At 74.2% G+C, this 15,969-nt stretch carries 18 protein-coding genes; 10 read left to right on the top strand and 8 right to left on the bottom strand.

What is annotated here, in order from left to right; all coding sequences use genetic code 11:
• Positions 1 to 151 precede the first annotated feature (151 nt).
• Together ACN263_RS26040 and ACN263_RS26035 are read right to left on the bottom strand one after the other, a co-directional pair.
• Entirely contained in the window at positions 152 to 1,735 is a 1,584-nt protein-coding gene (locus ACN263_RS26040; protein WP_422736925.1) for an alpha/beta hydrolase, read from the bottom strand.
• Positions 1,732 to 2,028 carry a hypothetical protein gene (locus ACN263_RS26035; protein ID WP_422736924.1) on the bottom strand — a complete coding sequence of 99 codons (297 nt, stop codon included), beginning with the start codon at positions 2,026 to 2,028 and terminating at the stop codon, positions 1,732 to 1,734. Before ACN263_RS26035 ends, ACN263_RS26040 begins: the two co-directional genes overlap by 4 nt.
• Positions 2,029 to 2,203: 175 nt before the next feature.
• Between ACN263_RS26035 and ACN263_RS26030 the strand changes: the two genes are divergently transcribed.
• The 6 genes from ACN263_RS26030 to ung all read left to right on the top strand — a co-directional run bounded on the left by ACN263_RS26030 (position 2,204) and on the right by ung (position 7,645).
• On the top strand, positions 2,204 to 2,572 hold the full coding sequence (locus ACN263_RS26030; RefSeq protein ID WP_422736923.1) for a holo-ACP synthase: 369 nt from the start codon (positions 2,204 to 2,206) through the stop codon (positions 2,570 to 2,572).
• Positions 2,573 to 2,627: 55 nt separating this feature from the next.
• On the top strand, positions 2,628 to 4,097 hold the full coding sequence (locus tag ACN263_RS26025) for an NAD(P)H-hydrate dehydratase (protein WP_422736922.1): 1,470 nt from the start codon (positions 2,628 to 2,630) through the stop codon (positions 4,095 to 4,097).
• Between the two features lie 80 nt (positions 4,098 to 4,177).
• Positions 4,178 to 5,296: an alanine racemase gene (gene alr, locus ACN263_RS26020; RefSeq protein ID WP_422736921.1), complete on the top strand. Its 1,119-nt coding sequence runs from the start codon at positions 4,178 to 4,180 to the stop codon at positions 5,294 to 5,296.
• Entirely contained in the window at positions 5,296 to 6,399 is a 1,104-nt protein-coding gene (locus ACN263_RS26015; RefSeq protein WP_422736920.1) for an alpha/beta fold hydrolase, read from the top strand. The genes alr and ACN263_RS26015 overlap by 1 nt, the downstream gene beginning before the upstream one ends.
• Positions 6,396 to 6,878 (top strand): tRNA (adenosine(37)-N6)-threonylcarbamoyltransferase complex ATPase subunit type 1 TsaE, encoded by a 483-nt coding sequence (tsaE, locus tag ACN263_RS26010; RefSeq protein ID WP_422736919.1) that lies wholly within the window; start codon positions 6,396 to 6,398, stop codon positions 6,876 to 6,878. The genes ACN263_RS26015 and tsaE overlap by 4 nt, the downstream gene beginning before the upstream one ends.
• A 65-nt stretch (positions 6,879 to 6,943) precedes the next feature.
• Positions 6,944 to 7,645, top strand: a complete 702-nt coding sequence (ung, locus tag ACN263_RS26005; RefSeq protein ID WP_422736918.1) for a uracil-DNA glycosylase — start codon at positions 6,944 to 6,946, stop codon at positions 7,643 to 7,645.
• Positions 7,646 to 7,757: 112 nt separating this feature from the next.
• Here the strand turns inward: ung and ACN263_RS26000 are convergent, their stop codons facing one another.
• Positions 7,758 to 8,462, bottom strand: coding sequence for a helix-turn-helix domain-containing protein (locus tag ACN263_RS26000; RefSeq protein WP_422736917.1), 705 nt, complete (start codon positions 8,460 to 8,462; stop codon positions 7,758 to 7,760).
• 458 nt (positions 8,463 to 8,920) lie between these two features.
• Between ACN263_RS26000 and tsaB the strand changes: the two genes are divergently transcribed.
• Genes tsaB through ACN263_RS25980 form a run of 4 tightly spaced genes read left to right on the top strand, consistent with a single transcriptional unit; the run spans position 8,921 to position 11,385 of the window.
• Positions 8,921 to 9,598 carry a tRNA (adenosine(37)-N6)-threonylcarbamoyltransferase complex dimerization subunit type 1 TsaB gene (gene tsaB, locus ACN263_RS25995; RefSeq protein ID WP_422736916.1) on the top strand — a complete coding sequence of 226 codons (678 nt, stop codon included), beginning with the start codon at positions 8,921 to 8,923 and terminating at the stop codon, positions 9,596 to 9,598.
• Positions 9,595 to 10,077: a ribosomal protein S18-alanine N-acetyltransferase gene (gene rimI, locus ACN263_RS25990; protein ID WP_422736915.1), complete on the top strand. Its 483-nt coding sequence runs from the start codon at positions 9,595 to 9,597 to the stop codon at positions 10,075 to 10,077. The genes tsaB and rimI overlap by 4 nt, the downstream gene beginning before the upstream one ends.
• Positions 10,070 to 11,116 carry a tRNA (adenosine(37)-N6)-threonylcarbamoyltransferase complex transferase subunit TsaD gene (tsaD, locus tag ACN263_RS25985; RefSeq protein ID WP_422736914.1) on the top strand — a complete coding sequence of 349 codons (1,047 nt, stop codon included), beginning with the start codon at positions 10,070 to 10,072 and terminating at the stop codon, positions 11,114 to 11,116. The genes rimI and tsaD overlap by 8 nt, the downstream gene beginning before the upstream one ends.
• 14 nt (positions 11,117 to 11,130) lie before the next feature.
• A complete protein-coding gene (locus ACN263_RS25980) occupies positions 11,131 to 11,385 on the top strand; it encodes a hypothetical protein (RefSeq protein ID WP_053660576.1) in 255 nt (84 codons plus the stop codon).
• Between the two features lie 23 nt (positions 11,386 to 11,408).
• Here ACN263_RS25980 and ACN263_RS25975 read toward each other — a convergent pair whose 3' ends face one another.
• The 5 genes from ACN263_RS25975 to ACN263_RS25955 all read right to left on the bottom strand — a co-directional run bounded on the left by ACN263_RS25975 (position 11,409) and on the right by ACN263_RS25955 (position 15,894).
• Complete coding sequence (locus ACN263_RS25975; RefSeq protein ID WP_422736913.1) at positions 11,409 to 12,149, bottom strand: DUF4142 domain-containing protein; 741 nt, start codon at positions 12,147 to 12,149, stop codon at positions 11,409 to 11,411.
• 138 nt (positions 12,150 to 12,287) lie between these two features.
• Positions 12,288 to 12,593, bottom strand: coding sequence for a DUF1707 SHOCT-like domain-containing protein (locus tag ACN263_RS25970; RefSeq protein WP_422736912.1), 306 nt, complete (start codon positions 12,591 to 12,593; stop codon positions 12,288 to 12,290).
• Positions 12,594 to 12,612: 19 nt separating this feature from the next.
• Positions 12,613 to 13,794: an ROK family protein gene (locus ACN263_RS25965; RefSeq protein WP_422736911.1), complete on the bottom strand. Its 1,182-nt coding sequence runs from the start codon at positions 13,792 to 13,794 to the stop codon at positions 12,613 to 12,615.
• A 22-nt stretch (positions 13,795 to 13,816) separates the two neighbouring features.
• Positions 13,817 to 15,079 (bottom strand): sugar ABC transporter permease, encoded by a 1,263-nt coding sequence (locus tag ACN263_RS25960; RefSeq protein ID WP_422736910.1) that lies wholly within the window; start codon positions 15,077 to 15,079, stop codon positions 13,817 to 13,819.
• Positions 15,076 to 15,894, bottom strand: coding sequence for an ATP-binding cassette domain-containing protein (locus ACN263_RS25955; RefSeq protein WP_422736909.1), 819 nt, complete (start codon positions 15,892 to 15,894; stop codon positions 15,076 to 15,078). Before ACN263_RS25955 ends, ACN263_RS25960 begins: the two co-directional genes overlap by 4 nt.
• Positions 15,895 to 15,969: the final 75 nt, after the last annotated feature.

Below are 15,969 nucleotides of genomic sequence, written 5' to 3'. Positions count from 1 at the left end.
CCACACCCCGGAGCCCCGGCCACGCCGCACCCGCGGTGGCCGGGGCTTCGTCGTCGACGCCCCGTCGGGTGGCCCGGATCCCGTCGCCCGCAGTCCGGTCCGTCGCCGCCCAGGCGGCGCTGCCGGCAATGGCCCAGGCGGCCCGTTCCCATCACCGGCCCAGCACGACGCGGGCCATCCCGTCCAGCGCCGGGTTGTCCGGCGCCCAGTAGCCGGCGTGCCCGCCGCGACCGCTGCGGACCACCCGGCCGCCGAACCCGGCGTCCGCCGGGTCGTGACCGAACCACAGCTCGTGGCCGGTCCGCTCCGGCCAGGCCAGCGCCGCCGCGAGCGGAGCCGCGCCCATCAGGGCCGGGCGGCCCAGTTCGCTGACCGGCCGGGCCAGGCGGATCACGTCGTCGGGCGCTCTGGCGGCCCACACCTGCCCGGCCGGGACGCCCAGCTCGTCGGCGTGCGCCACGCCCACGCCGGGCGAGCCCACGAACATCAACGCGTCGGCCGCCAGCCCGTGCTCCCGGGCGGCCACGCCCACCACCAGCGACCCGTAGCTGTGCCCGAGCACCGTCTGCCGGGCCGGCGGACCCTCGTGGGTGGCGCGCAAGCCCTCCTGAAAACGGTGCAGCGCGGGGCCGGCGTCCCGGGCCTGGCCGGCGGACGCCGCCTCGGTGAGGAAATCCGGGGCGTCGTAATCCAGCCACAGCACCGCCGCGCTGCGCTCACCCGGCGCGAGCGCCCCGCAGCGCTCCAGCACCCGGGCGGCCCGCCCCAGCTCGCCGGGGGCGTCGTCCAGCCCGGCGGTCATCCCCGGCACGTAGGTCAGCACCCGGTCGGCATGATCCGGGTCGTCGAGCGCCACCACCACCCGCCCCTCACCGGTCGGATCCAGCCCCAACAGGTACGCCCGCGGCTGCCCACCGGCCAGCCGCTCGGTGAGCGTGTCCAGGCCGGCCAACCGCGCCGCCAGCGCGCGCAGTCGCACCGACGCCAGCGGCCCCGGCGGCACCCGGGCCAGCAACCGCCGCCGCTCGGCCAGCAACTCCTCGCGCCGCGCGCCGAGCAGCAGGCGGTTGGCCTGGTCGCGGGCCGCCACCGGCACCCCGTCCAGAGCACCGACCAGGGCCGGCTCGTGCCCGACCAGCCAGCGCCGCTGGGCCGGGGTCAGCCCGGACCACCAGGCGCGTACCACCGGTGGCGACGCCCCGACCGCCGGCCGGCCGGGCGGTGCCGGGGAGGCCCAGCCGGCACCGGCGGCACGGGCCAACTCGGTCAACCGGTCGGCAGCCGCCCGGTCTGCCGCATCGGCCCCCTCGATCGCCGCTCGCACCGCCACCGCCACGCCCGCCACCGCGATCGCGGCCGCCCGCGTGGAGTGCGACGGGCCGGCCCGTACACCGCCGGTCCGGTCCACCAGCAGGTCGGCCGCCTCGGCCCGGGCGACCGCCTCGGCGAGTCGCGCCTTCGCCACGGCGAGCTGCCCGGCCAGCTCGGCAAGCGTCTGGTCGGCCTCGATCAGCGCCGGCGTCACCGACGTCAGCTCGGCACGGAGTCCGGTGAGCCGGGCGTCGGCCGCCGTGGCCGCCGCACCGGACCAGCCACTGCGCAGCCGTCCAGCCGTGCCGGCCAGCTCGTCGGCGTACCGGTCGACCGCCCCCGTCAGCCCCGCCCAGGCCGATCCGGCCGCCCGCCAACCGGCCGGATCGGCGGCCCAGAGCTGCCGGTAGCCGACCCCGCTCACCGGGGCACGGTGGCGAACCGACCGGCGGCCCGGTCGTCCACCGTCTCGTACGCCTCGGCCGCGGCACGGACCCCACCGGCGGTCGCCGCCACCGCCGTGCCCAGCCGGCAGAACCAGGCGTGCCCGGCCGCCTCCAACCCGGCCAACGCGGCGGCCGTACGCCAGCCCGGCGCCGGCACCAGCAGCCCGGGCACCCGCGCCAGACCCCACGCCAACCGGTACGCCTCGTCGTCGAGCGCGCCGGCCTCGGCGCGCAGCTCCTGCGGCCGGACGGCGAACGGCTCCTCGGTCATAGATCCCACCCCCGTGCTGGATCGGCATCGACGCGGTGAACGCTAGGCAGCGTCGGACCGTGGCGGAGTGCCCTGTGGACAGCGGGCCGTGGTCGTACCCCCGGGTGTCCACAGGCGTTGCCCCCGGCGGGCCCGACGGCTAATCTGCCGCCGCCACCGCCGGTAGGGTGGTCTGGTGATCGTCGCTGTCGGCCTCGACGTCGTCCTGGTGGACCGGTTCACCCGGTCCCTGGCGCGGACGCCGCTGCTCGCCGACCGGCTCTTCACCGGGCCGGAGCGGGTCACCCGTTCCGGCGGTCCGCGCTCGCCCGAGTCGTTGGCCGCCCGCTTCGCCGCGAAGGAGGCCGTCGCCAAGGCGCTCGGCGCCCCGGCCGGCCTGCGCTGGCACGACTGCGAGATCGTGCCCGACGCGGACGGGCGGCCGTGGCTGAGCGTGTCGGGCACCGTCGCGGCGGTGGCCGTCGAGCGCGGCATCAACCACTGGCACCTCTCGCTCTCGCACGACGGTGGAATCGCGTCGGCGATGGTGGTCGCGGAACGGTGACGTCGGCCGGGTGGGCCGTGCCGGCCAGCCCGCGAAACGGATGGGACACGGTGACATGAGACCGGTGTGGCGGGTGGCCGACGTACGGGCCGCCGAGGCGGGGCTGATGGGCACGCTGCCGGAGGGCACGCTGATGCAGCGGGCCGCCGCCGGGCTGGCCCGCCGGGCCGCCCTGCTGCTCGCCGAGCGCGGCGGCGTGTACGGCGGCCGGGTGCTGCTGCTCGTCGGCTCCGGCGACAACGGTGGCGACGCGCTCTACGCCGGCGAGCGCCTGGCCCGTCGCGGCGTCGAGGTCTCCGCCCTGCTGCTCACTCCGGGCCGGGCGCACGTCGCGGGGCTGGCCGCGCTGCGCGCCGCTGGTGGCCGGCTGGTGGACCACCCCGCCGGTCCGGTCGACCTGGTCCTCGACGGCATCGTCGGGATCGGCGGCACGGGCGGGCTGCGGGCGAACGCGGACGAGGTCGTCCAGCGGCTGGGCGACCTGCGTGGGCGCGACGGCCAGCGGGCCACCGTCCTCGCCGTGGACGTGCCGAGTGGGGTGGCGGTGGACACCGGGCACATGCCGCTGTCCGCGTCCGGCCGGCCCACCGCCGTCCGCGCCGACGTGACCGTCGCCTTCGGGGCGCTCAAGCCCGCCCTGGTGGTCGGGCCGGCCGCCGCGCTGGCCGGGCAGGTGGAACTGGTCGACATCGGGTTGGAACCGTGGCTGCGGGGCAGCCCCGCGCTGCACGTCACCGAGTGGTCCGACCTGGTGCGGTGGTGGCCGGAGCTGGGTGCCGCCTCGGAGAAGTACACCCGGGGTGTGGTGGGGGTGGCGACCGGCTCGGCGACGTACCCGGGCGCGGCGGTGCTCTCCGTCGGCGGTGCGCTCGCCGGGCCGACCGGCCTGGTCCGGTACGCCGGTGGGGCCCGCGCCGAGGTGCTGCACCAGCACCCCTCGGTGATCGCCACGCCCCGCGTGGCCGACGCCGGCCGGGTGCAGGCGTGGGTGTGCGGCTCGGGGTTGGGCACCGGGGACGACGCGGCGGCCGAGCTGCGGGCCGTCCTGGCGACGTCGGTGCCGGTGGTGCTCGACGCGGACGCGTTGACCCTGCTGGTCGACGGCTCACTCGCCGACCGGTTGCGCGGCCGGGACGCCCCGATCGTGGTCACCCCGCACGACCGGGAGTTCACCCGGCTGTGCGGGGAGGAGCCGGGCGGCGACCGGGTCGGGTCCGCGCTGCGGCTGGCCGCCTGGATGAACGCCGTGGTGCTGCTCAAGGGGGACCGCACGGTGATCGGCACGCCGGACGGCCGGGCGTACGTCAATCCGACCGGCACCCCGGCGCTGGCCACCGGCGGCACCGGCGACGTGCTGGCCGGGTTGCTCGGCTCGCTGCTGGCGTCCGGGGTGCCGGCGGACCGGGCGGCCGCCGGGGCCGCGTACCTGCACGGGCTGGCCGGTCGGGAGGCGGCCCGGGGCGGCCCGGTGACCGCGCCCGACGTGGTGGCCGCGCTGCGCCCGGTCATCGCCCGGCTGTCGTGATCGTCCCGTATCGACCCGAGGAGTACGCCGGGCCGAGCGTCGCCGCCCACGGTGATCAGGCTGGAAAGTAGGCTGGGCGCATGTGGCAGGCCGAGGTACGTGTCGATCTTGACGCGATCCGCGAGAACGTGAGCCGGCTCCGCTCCGGCACCACCGCCGAGCTGATGGCGGTGGTGAAGGGCGACGGGTACGGCCACGGCATGCTCCCGGCCGCCCGGGCGGCGCTGGACGCCGGGGCCGACTGGCTCGGCGTCTGCACCCTCGACGAGGCGCTCACGCTGCGCCGGAACGGGATCACCGCACCCGTGCTGGCGTGGCTGCTCGCGCCCGGGTTGCCGCTGCACGAGGGCGTCAGCGCCGGGGTGGACCTCGGTGCCGCCAGCCTGCCGCAGCTCGACGAGATGATCGAGGCGAGCCGGCGTGCCGGGCGTCCCGCCCGGCTGCACCTGAAGATCGACACCGGATTGTCGCGGGGTGGCGCCACCGTCGCCGACTGGCCGGCCCTGCTCGACGCCGCCGCGAAGGCCCAGGCCGACGGCCTGGTCGAGGTGGTCGGGGTGTGGAGCCACTTCGTGTACGCCGACATGCCCGGCCACCCGACCACCGACCGGCAGCTCGCCGTCTTCCACGAGGGCCTGGCCATGGTCGAGCGGGCCGGACTGCGTCCCCGCTGGCGGCACCTGGCCAACTCGGCGGCCACCCTGACCCGCCCCGACACGCACTTCGACCTGGTCCGTCCCGGGCTGGCCGTCTACGGTCTGTCCCCGGTGGCCGGCGAGACGTACGGGTTGCGTCCGGCGATGACCGCCCGGGCCCGGGTGATGTTGACCAAGCGGGTGCCGGCCGGCACCGGTGTCTCCTACGGCCACACCTACACGACGGAGTCGGACGCGAACCTCGCCGTGGTGCCGCTCGGGTACGCCGACGGGGTTCCCCGGCACGCGTCCAACACCGGGCCGGTGCAGCTCGCCGGCGCGCGGCGGACGATCTCCGGACGGGTCTGCATGGACCAGTTCGTGATCGACTGCGGCGACGACCCGGTGGCCGACGGCGACGTGGCGACCCTGTTCGGCAGTGGCGCCGACGGCGAGCCGACGGCCGACGACTGGGCCGAGGCGGCCGGCACCATCAACTATGAGATCGTCACCCGGTTCGGCAGCACCCGGGTACCGCGCGTCTACGACGGCGAGCGCCCCTGATGGCGTACCGCATCCCGCGTCCGCGGACCGCGGCCGGCCGCGTCGCCGGCCTGGTCGGCGCGGCCGTCGGGGTGGCGGCGGCCGGTCTGGCCGCCGGCGTCGCGACCGAACGCACCCTGGTCCGCCGGCTCAAGACCGACCCGACCGACCGCTACGCCGACGAGACGTTCGGCGAGCAGAGGTACGACGAGGCGTTCCGGCTGGAACTGCCGGACGGCACCGACATCCACGTCGAGGTGGTCGAGCCGACCCGGCCGGTGCCGGGGCACCCGACGGTGGTGCTGGTGCACGGGTTCTGCCTGGACATGGGGACCTTCCACTTCCAGCGCAAGATGCTCGCCGCGCGCGGCGACTACCGGATCGTGGCGTACGACCAGCCCGGTCACGGTCGCTCCGGCCGGTTGGAGACCGGCGAGTACGACCTGGCCGTGCTCGGTCGGACCCTGCGCCGGGTGATCGACCGGGTCGCCCCGGACGGGCCCCTGGTGCTGGTCGGCCACTCGATGGGCGGCATGACCATCATGGCGTTCGCCGAGCTGTTTCCGGAGCTGTTCGGTGACCGGGTGGTCGGCACGGTGCTGATGGCCACGTCGGGCGGTCTCGTCGCGGAGACCAAGCTGGTCGCCCCGGCGCTGCTGGGTCGGGTCGGTGGTCCGGTGCTCTACATGGTCAGCAACGCCACCCGGTACGGCGGTCCGGTGATCGACAGGGCCCGCAAGTCGACGTCGAACGTGGCCTGGTTGCTGACCCGCAAGTACGGCTTCGGCACCCGCAAGCCCAGCCCTCGGCTGGTGTCCTACGTGGAGACCATGAACTCCCGGACCTCGGCCGACACGGTGACCCGCTACCTGCGTACCCTCGCCACGCACTCGCGTTTTCCGGCGCTCGCGGCGTTGGCGAACGCGCCGGTGCTGGTGGTCGTCGGCGACAAGGACATGATCACGCCGGTGACGCACTCCGAGGAGATCGTCCGGCGGCTGCCGCACGCCGAGTTCATCAAGATCAAAGACAGTGGCCACGTGGTCATGCTGGAGCACGCCGACGAGGTCAACGCCGCGCTGGCGCGGTTCCTCGAATCACTGGAGAGCATGGAGGACCGGTGAGTTTCGTCGTCAAACTGCCGACCGTCGAGGACACTCGGGAGTTCGGCCGCCGGCTCGCCGGGCTGCTGCGCGCCGGTGACCTGGTGCTGTTGACCGGCCCGCTGGGCGCCGGCAAGACCGCGCTCACCCAGGGCGTCGGTGTCGGGCTCAACGTCCTCGGGGACGTCACCTCGCCGACGTTCGTGATCGCCCGCGTGCACCAGCCCGATCCGGCCCGGGGCGGTCGGGTGGCCCTGGTGCACGCCGACGCGTACCGGCTGGGCGCCGCCACAGATCCGCGCGCCGAGATCGACGACCTGGACCTGGACGCCTCGGTGGACGACTCGGTGACCGTCGTGGAGTGGGGCGAGGGCCTGGTGGAACAGTTGGTCGACGCGCACCTGCGGGTCCGCATCGACCGCCGTGACGACGACACCCGGGTCGTCGAGCTGGACCCGGTCGGTGGTGACTGGGCCCGACGGTTGGCCGAGCTGGGCTAGGGCCGGCGTTGTCGGACCTGGTGCCTAGAGTGCGGGGGACCGACCCGCGCTGGAAGAGGTTCCTGATGCCCGACGATGCCCCCGCCCTGGATCTGCTGGCGCTGCTGCCGGAGCAGTGGCGTGCCGTGCTCACCCCGCACCTCGATCCGGCCCGCACGGCCGCGCTGGGCGAGTTCGTCGCCCGGGAGTACGCGACGCAGACCGTCTTCCCGCCGCTGGAGGACCTCTTCTCGGCGTACCGGCTCTGCCCGCCGGAGGGCACCCGGGTGCTGATCCTCGGGCAGGACCCGTACCACCGGGCCGGGCAGGCGCACGGGCTGAGCTTCAGCGTCCGCGAGGGCGTGTCGGTGCCGCCGTCACTGCGCAACGTCTTCAAGGAGTTGGGCGAGGACGTGGGCGTGCCCAAGCCGCGCAGCGGCAACCTCGACGGCTGGGCGGCGCAGGGCGTACTGCTGCTCAACGCGGTGCTGACCGTCCGCCAGGCCACTCCCGGCTCGCACGCGAACGCCGGCTGGGAGGAGTTCACCGACGCCACCATCCGGGCGCTGGACGCGCTGCCGGACCGGGTGGTCTTCCTGCTCTGGGGCGGCTACGCCCGCAAGAAGGCGGGCCTGGTCACCAACTCCCGGCACGTCGTGCTGGAGGCCGGTCACCCGAGCCCGATGAACCCGCGCGGCTTCCTGGGCAGCCGCCCGTTCAGCGCCGCCAACAAGGCCCTCGCCGACGCCGGCCGTCCGACCATCGACTGGGAGCGCACCGCCGGCTGACCCGGCGGCGCAGACCGCGCCTCGGCTGATCCGGCGGCGCAGACTGCGGCGCCGGTTCGCCGGGCCGTGCCCCGCGCGGCGAGACGCCACGGCTCTCGCCGCGCGGCTCGGGTCAGCCCTCGGCAGCAAGGTGCCGGGCGCGGTAGCGGCGCAGCAGGTCGGCGGCCCGCGGCTCGGTCAGCTCCAACTCGACCAGCGGCACCACCCGGTAGTCGCGGCCATCGTGACGCACCTCGATCGTCTCCGGCAGTTCGTCGCACATGGTCGCCCTGATCTCGCCGTACCGGGTCGACCAGCGGTGCTCGCCCGGCTCCTCCGGCTCCAGCCACACCCCGCCGAACTCCTCCCAGCGGGCGTTCCAGCGCTGCCCGTAGTTCGCCTCCAGCCAGGCGGTGAACCGCTTCGAGTCCTCCCATCGCAGGGCGATCTCCACGGCGTCGACCGGCACCGGCGCGCCCTGCAACAGCGCCGCCGTGCCGCCGGTGAGCACCTGCGGAAGGTCGGGGAGCCGGTCGAGCATCTCGTCCAGGCCCAGCTCGTCGATGCGTTCGGCGATCGGCTTGGCTGCCAGTTCGTCGATGCGGGCGTCGAGGTGCGCGTCCAGCGGCTCGACCGCGACCGCCAACTGCACGTCCATCGCGGCGAACAGCCGCTCCAGCGCCGGGATGCTCGGCGAGCGCTCGCCGCGTTCGATCCGGGCCACCGCCGCCTGGCTGACCTCGGCGAGCCCGGCGAGCTGACGCTGGCTCAGCTCGCGTCGTTGACGTTGTTGCCGTAGCGCGGCGCCGAGGAGGTTGCCGAGGCGAGTCGATGACATCCCGGCATGCTGGCCCGGATCGAGGCGTTCCCGACAGCCCTGCGGCGGATTGACGACTCAGCGCGGTTGCCCACCGGGATCGGCGTGGGTTCAGGCCGCTGGCTGAAAATGGCGGCGGTCACCCCGGTGAGCGTGATGCCTCTCCGTCATCTAGATGACTCACCGGCATCACGCTCACCGGAGTTGTCGCCGTCGCCTCGTCACCCCGTCGCCTCGCCGCTGGTCGCCTCGCCGCTGGTCGCCAGCGTGCCGGGCCGGGTGGCACGAAGGGTCCCGCCCGTGGCCCGTGGCCCGTGGCCCGTGGCCCGTCGCCCGCCGCCGTCGGGCGGCGTGCGGTGCCGTCGGGCGGCGTGCGGTGCCGGTCGAGGGTGTGCTCAGCGGCGGTCCGCCGGCACAGCATGCCGTCACGGGGCGGGGCGTGACCGGGGGCGGCGGCGGGGCCGCTAGGCTGGCTAACCGTGCTCGTACTCGTGGTGGACAGCTCGACCCCCGCGGTGACCGCGGCGTTGGTGGAGATCTCGGCGGACGGCGTGACGTCCCGGGCGCACCGGTGCACCGTCGATGCCCGCGCGCACGGTGAACTGCTCGCGCCGCAGGTCGACGCGGTCCTCGCCGACGCCGACGCGCGCCCGCGTGACCTGGGCGCGATCGTCGCCGGGCTCGGCCCAGGGCCGTTCACCGGCCTGCGGGTCGGCCTGGTCACCGCCGCCACCATGGGGCAGGTGCTCGGCGTACCCACGTACGGTGTCTGTTCCCTGGACGCCATCGGCTACCCGGCGGCCGCCGGCGAGCCGGTGCTGGCGGCCAGCGACGCCCGCCGCAAGGAGCTGTACTGGGCCGTCTACGACGGCGCCGGCCAGCGGATCGTCGGCCCCGAGGTGTCCGCGCCGGCGGTGGCCGCCGCCCGCGCCCGGGAGCTGGGTGCGATGGTCGCGGTCGGCGACGGCGCGCACCGGTACGCCGAAGCTCTGGACCTGCCGGTGCGGGTCGAGCCGCGCTACCCGGAGGCGAGCGTGCTGGCGCTGCTGGCCGCCGAGCGGATCCGGGCCGGCGCGCCCGGCGAGCGACTCACTCCACTCTATTTGCGCCGTCCCGACGCCGTGGCGGCCACCGGTCGCAAACCGGTCCTCCCGTGACATCGGTCCGGCTGGAACGGTTCCGCTGGTGGCACGTCGAAGAGGCGATGCCGCTCGAGGCGGACCTGTTCGGCGCCGGGCAGTGGTCGCCGGCCATGTTCTGGAACGAGTTGGCCAACGGGCACCACTACCGGGTCGCCGTCGACACCGACGGGGCGGTGCTGGGCTACGCCGGGCTCGCCGGCGCCCCACCCGACGAGGTGTGGGTGCAGGTCATCGCCGTCCGGCGGGACGTCCAGCGGCGTGGCATCGGCCGCGTCCTGCTGGAGGAACTGCTCGCCGAGGCGAACCGTCGGGGCGCCCGCAGCACCCTGCTGGAGGTGGCCGTGGACAACGCTGCCGCCCAGCGTCTCTACGCGACGTACGGGTTCGAGCCGATCGGGGTGCGTCGCGGCTACTACCAACCGAGCAACACCGACGCGCTGGTCATGCGGCGCGACGCCGAGCCGACCGGGGACGGACCACACGACCATGGCTGATGAACCGCTGATCCTGGGCATCGAGACCTCGTGCGACGAGACCGGCGTCGGCATCGTACGCGGGCACACCCTGCTGGCCGACGCGCTCGCGTCCAGCGTCGAGGAGCACGCCCGTTTCGGGGGCGTGGTGCCGGAGGTGGCCAGCCGGGCCCACCTGGAGGCCATCGTGCCGACCATGCAGCGAGCGCTGACCGACGCCGGCGTCACCCTCGCCGACATCGACGCCATCGCGGTCACCTCCGGGCCCGGTCTGGCCGGCGCGCTGCTCGTCGGCGTCGCCGCCGCCAAGGGGTACGCCCTCGCCGCGGAGAAGCCGGTGTACGGCGTCAACCACCTCGCCGCGCACGTGGCGGTGGACACCCTGGAACACGGTCCGCTCCCCGAGCCGGCCATCGCCTTGCTGGTCTCCGGCGGGCACTCGTCCCTGCTGCTGGTCGACGACCTGGCCCGGGGCGTCACCCCGCTCGGCGCCACCATCGACGACGCGGCCGGTGAGGCGTTCGACAAGGTCGCCCGGCTGCTCGGGTTGCCGTTCCCGGGCGGTCCGCCGATCGACCGGGAGGCCCGCTCGGGTGACGCGGCCTCGATCGCCTTCCCGCGCGGCCTCACCGCCGCGAAGGACCTGGCCGCCCACCGGTACGACTTCTCGTTCTCCGGGCTGAAGACGGCGGTGGCCCGTTGGGTGGAGGCACGGCAGCGCGCCGGCGAGGCGGTGCCGGTCGCCGACGTGGCCGCGTCCTTCCAGGAGGCGGTCTGTGACGTGCTGACCAACAAGGCGATCGCCGCCTGCCGGGCGCAGGGGATCGAGACGCTGGTGATCGGTGGGGGAGTGGCAGCCAACTCCCGGCTGCGGGCGTTGGCCGAGGAGCGGGCCGAGAAGTACGGCATCCGGGTCCGGGTGCCGAGGCCGAAGCTCTGCACCGACAACGGGGCGATGGTGGCCGCGCTCGGATCGCACCTGGTCGCCGCCGGGGTCGCGCCGAGCCGGCTGGACCTGCCGGCCGACTCGGCGCTGCCGCTGACCACGGTCAGCGTGTGACGGGGACGCCGGAGATGATCGTGCGGATGTGGGAGGCGCGTGCGGAGGCGTACGGTGTCGCCGACCTGATCACCTGGGTGTGCGACACCGCCCTGCCCGAGTTGGAGCACGACCCGCTGCACGTGTCCAGCGAGGTCTTCTCGTCCACCGACCATCGGGTCGTGGTCATCTCCAAGTGGCGCAGCAACCCCCGACCGCTGCCCGACCCGCCCGCCCTGCTGGTGGCCCGCGCCCCGCACTCCTGGGACTTCACCCAGGTCGACCGCTGACTCCGGGCCACCTCGCCGGTCGGTCAGCTACGGCGCAGCATCCGGTAGGTGGCGATCCCGCCGGTACCGAGGGCGGCGAGGAAGACCAACCAGACGACGGTGCTGCTCACCCCGACCTGCGGTCCCGCGTTCGCCCCGGCGGCGGCGAGCAGGCCGTCCTTGCCGGGGGCGGGCAGCGCGGCCGGCGGCAGCTCGGGCCACCGGACCAGTCCGGTGGACTCCAGCATCTGCATGTGATGCGTCACGAAGTCGGTGGCGTCCTCGCAGAGCTTGCGGACGGTGGCGTCCCGGGTGCTGGCCCGTACCGCGCTGATCACCGGGAGAATGCTGCCGTGGGCGACCCGGAGACGGGTTACGAAAATCTGGTCGAACCGGGCGCCGGAGGCGTCCTTCATCTCCTGCAGCCAGCCCTTCTGTTGGGCCGTCGGCTCGGAAGGAATGGTCGCGCCCAGCTTGTTGGCCGCTTCCACGACGAGTTCGTCGAGCCGCTGGTGCTCGCCGGCGATGCCGGCGCCGATCTCCCGTACCTTTGCCGACTGTCCCTTCTCGGCGGCCATCTGGCCGGCCGGCATCTCCCACAGCCCGGCCAACCGCACGCCGTTGAGCAGTGTCATGTCGGCGGCGTTGAGCTGTCGCCCGCCGGCGGGGGCGGCGATGGCCACGCCCGGCAGGACACCGACCCCCGCGATGATCGCGATGAGCAACATCGCCGCGCGGTGCATCCGGCGTCCCGGCCGGCGACGGACGGTTCTGAGCGGTGCCATGTCTGCGGTGCCTCCTCGGTCCGGACCGAAACGCGTCTGGACCGGGCAGCCGCACTTCTGCCGGCCGCCCGTCCGCCCACTGGTACGGACTGATCGTCCGATCAGTTCACCGGCGCCGCGCCCAATAGCGGACGCGGGTCAGCGCGTGACGGCGAGAAAGCCGCCGAGCAGCAGCAGGGTGAGCGCGGCGACGGCGAAGAGGACCAGCAACTCCCGGCGACCGTGCCCGATCCCGTCGTCAGCCCTGGCCGCGGCCGTGGGATCGGGCAGGGCCGGCAGGTCCCGGGTCAGTGCGGCGAGATCGCCGAGGGTGCGGGAGGTCCACACCGCGCCGACCCGCTCGGAGAACTCGTCCAGGGTGAGGCGGCCCGCGGTGGTGTGCCGGTGCAGCTCGGCGACCACCCGGTGACGGTCGTCGTCGGAGGCGCGCAGCTCGACGTCCACGCCGGACAGCGTACGCGGATCAGCCCACGTCGAGGGGGTCGGCGAGCAGTCGTTCGAAGGCCAGCTCGGCGGCCCCGATCAGGGGCGCGTCCGCACCGAGTTGCGGGGTGCGCAGCCGGACGTGCTCCAGACACGCGCCGAGGGCGTTGGAGTTGAGCCGGCTGCGGATCTGGGCCGCCGCCGCGAGGTAGAGGTCGCGCATGGTGCCGCCGAAGATGACCATCTCGGGGTTGAAGACGTTCACCAGGTTGGCGACCCCGAAGCCGAGCCAGTCACCCGCCTGCCGTACCGCCGTCTGGGCGCGGGCGTCCCCTCGGTCGGCGGCGTCGAAGACGGCCAGCAGGGCGTCGCGTCCCCGTGCGTCGGAGCGTCCGGCCGCGCGCAGCAGGCCGTGTTCGCCGATCTCGGTCTCCCAGCAGCCCCGGGCGCCGCACTCGCAGGGCATGCCGTCGCGGACCACCTTCATGTGTCCGACCTCGCCGCTGTACCCGCCGTGTCCGGTGAGTCGACGCCCGCCCGCGATGATGCCCGCGCCGACGCCGACGTCGCCGTACAGGTAGATGACGTTGTCGCAGCCGGCCGCGACGCCCCTGGTGTGTTCGGCGAAGGCCGCCACGTCGGCCACGTTGCCGACCGTGACCGGCACGTCCAGGCCCAGCTCGGCTCCGAGCGCCGCGCCGATCGGCTCGTCCACCCAGCCGGTGGTGGGGCCGAGCCGCACCAGGCCGTCCTCCCGGCGGACCATGCCGCAGACCGCGACGCCGGTGCCGACGCAGATCGCGCCGCCCGGGACCGCCTGCTGCATCTCCTTGACCGCACCGGCCAGCAACGGCGCGGCCTCCGCGGCGAGCAGGCCGCGTGGGCGGTCCAGCTCCCGGCGGTCCAGCACCGCGCCGCCCAGACCGACCCGCGCGGCCCGCAGCCGGTCCACCTCGACGGAGTACGCGTACGCGTACACCCGGGCCGACTCGGGCCGGACGACGATTGACGGTCGTCCGGCCCGGCCGGTCTCCTTCGGCGTTCCCTCGCTGACCAGCCCGACGCCGGCCAGGTCGGCGGTGAGCGCGCCGATCGTGCTCCGGTTCAACCCCAGGGCCGTGGTGAGTTCGGCGCGGGTGGTCGCCCCGTGGACGTGCACGTACCGCAGCAGGGCCCCGAGGTTCTGCCGGCGGACCTCCTCCTGGCTGGGTGCCGGGCGCATGCTGGTGCTACCTCCCGCGCGGTCAGCGGGTGCCGGTGGCTGCCGCGCGACGGCGGGAGAGCGCGTCGACGCTCGCGGCGAGCAGGAGCACGACGCCGGTGACCACGTACTTGACTCCCGCGCTGTACCCCATCAGGCCCATTCCGTTCTCGATGACCGCGACCACCGCGCCGCCGAGTACGGCGTCCAGGACTCGGCCCTTGCCGCCGAAGAGGCTGGTGCCACCGATGACGGCCGCGCCCACGGCGTAGAGCAGTACGTTACTGCCCCCCGTGTTCGGGTCGACCGAGTTGGCCCGGCTGGCGGCCACGATGCCCCCGACGGCGGCCATCGACGAGCAGATCATGAACACCGAGATCCGGATCCGGTCTACGCCGATGCCGGCCCGGCGGGCCGCTTCCCGGTTGCCGCCCACGGCGTAGATGTGCCGGCCGTAGCTGGTGCGTTGCAGGACGAACGTCCAGATGACCAGCAGCACCGCGATGATCGGCACCACGATCGGCACGCCCTTGAGCGAGCTGATCAGGACGTTGCGGCTGCGCTCCAGGTTGAGCACGTACACCGCCGTGCCGAGGATGACGGCGAGCCCGGCGATCCGCAGCGCCACCACGGCGATCGGGTCGCTGATCAGGCCGCGGGCCACCCGGTTGCGGTGCCGCAGTAGTTGCACCGCCGCGTAGCCGACGACCGCGAGGATGGTCAGCGCCCAGCCCAGGGCCGGGCTGAGGTTGCGGTTGGCGATGGCGACAAGTGTGTTGTCGCGGACGGAGATGTTGGTGCCCTCCTTCACCAGCAGCAGCACGATGCCCTGGAAGGCGAGGAAGCCGGCGAGGGTGACCACGAAGGACGGAATGCCGACCTTCGCGACGAGCATGCCGAGGCTGGTGCCGATGACCAGGCCGGTGGCGATCGCGGCGAGCACGGCGACCCACCAGGGGTAGCCGAGCACGGTGACCACGTTGGCCAGCACCGCCGCGCAGACGCCGCTTGCGAAGCCGGCGGAGAGGTCGATCTCGCCGAGCAGCAGCACGAAGACCAGGCCCATGGCGATCAACGTGACCGCCGCGCCCTGGGTGAAGAGGTTGGCGAAGTTGCCCGCCGACAGGAACGACGAGGGCCGCATGACCGCGAATACGGTGCAGAGCACGATGAGGCCGAGTACGGCCGGCAACGCGCCGACGTCGCCACCGCGTACCCGACTCAGGTAGTTGCGGGCGTGCCCGCCGACGGTCGGCGGCGGTGTGACGGCCGCCGGGCCGTCCTTGCGCACGGCGGTGGTGGTCATCGGTCGCCTCCTGGAATCGATTCGGCCGGCTGCGGGCCGTCGCCGTTGCTGCCCGGCTCGGTGGCGAGACCGAGTGCACCCGAACGCCCGGCGGTGATCAGCTCGACGATCTGGGCGTGGGTGATGTCGGTGGTCTTCACCTGGGCGACCATCTGGCCGAGGTACAGCGCGGCGATCCGGTCGGCGACGGCGAAGACGTCGTTCATGTTGTGCGAGATGAGCACCACGGCCAGGCCGTTGTCGGCGAGGCGGCGGACGAGTTCGAGCACCTGGGCGGTCTGCGCCACACCGAGCGCGGCGGTCGGCTCGTCCAGGATGACCAGCTTGCTGTTCCACAGCACGGCCTTGGCGATGGCCACCGTCTGGCGTTGACCACCGGAGAGGCTGGACACGTGTTGGCGCAGCGAGGTGACGGTACGGACGGAGAGCCCGGCCAGCGTCTCGGCGGCGAGCTGTTCCATGGTCGGCTCGTCCAGCACGATCCCGCTGCGCTTCTCCCGGCCGAGGAACATGTTCTGCACGATGTCCAGGTTGTCGCAGAGCGCCAGGTCCTGGTAGACGACCTCGATGCCGAGGGCGGCGGCGTCGCGGGGGCTGCCGATGTGCACCGGCTCGCCGTTGAACAGGAATTCGCCGGCGTCGGTGGGGTGGATGCCGCTGATGCACTTCACCAGGGTCGACTTGCCGGCGCCGTTGTCGCCGACCAGCGCGGTCACTTCACCCGGGTGGACGGTCAGGGCGACGTCGCGGAGCACCTGGACGGGACCGAAGCTCTTGTCGATCCCGCGGAGCTCCAGCAGGGGGGTCGCGGACACGGGGGTCTCCTTCTTAAGGGAGGGTCGGGGCCCGTCCGGCGGGCGCCGCCCGGCACGGGAGGGGTGCTCCCGTGC

It is taken from the genome of Micromonospora sp. WMMD729 (assembly GCF_049315225.1).
GTDB lineage: Bacteria > Actinomycetota > Actinomycetes > Mycobacteriales > Micromonosporaceae > Micromonospora.
The sequence above is the reverse complement of the archived record's forward strand: the minus strand, read 5'-3'. Positions and strand labels throughout refer to the sequence as shown.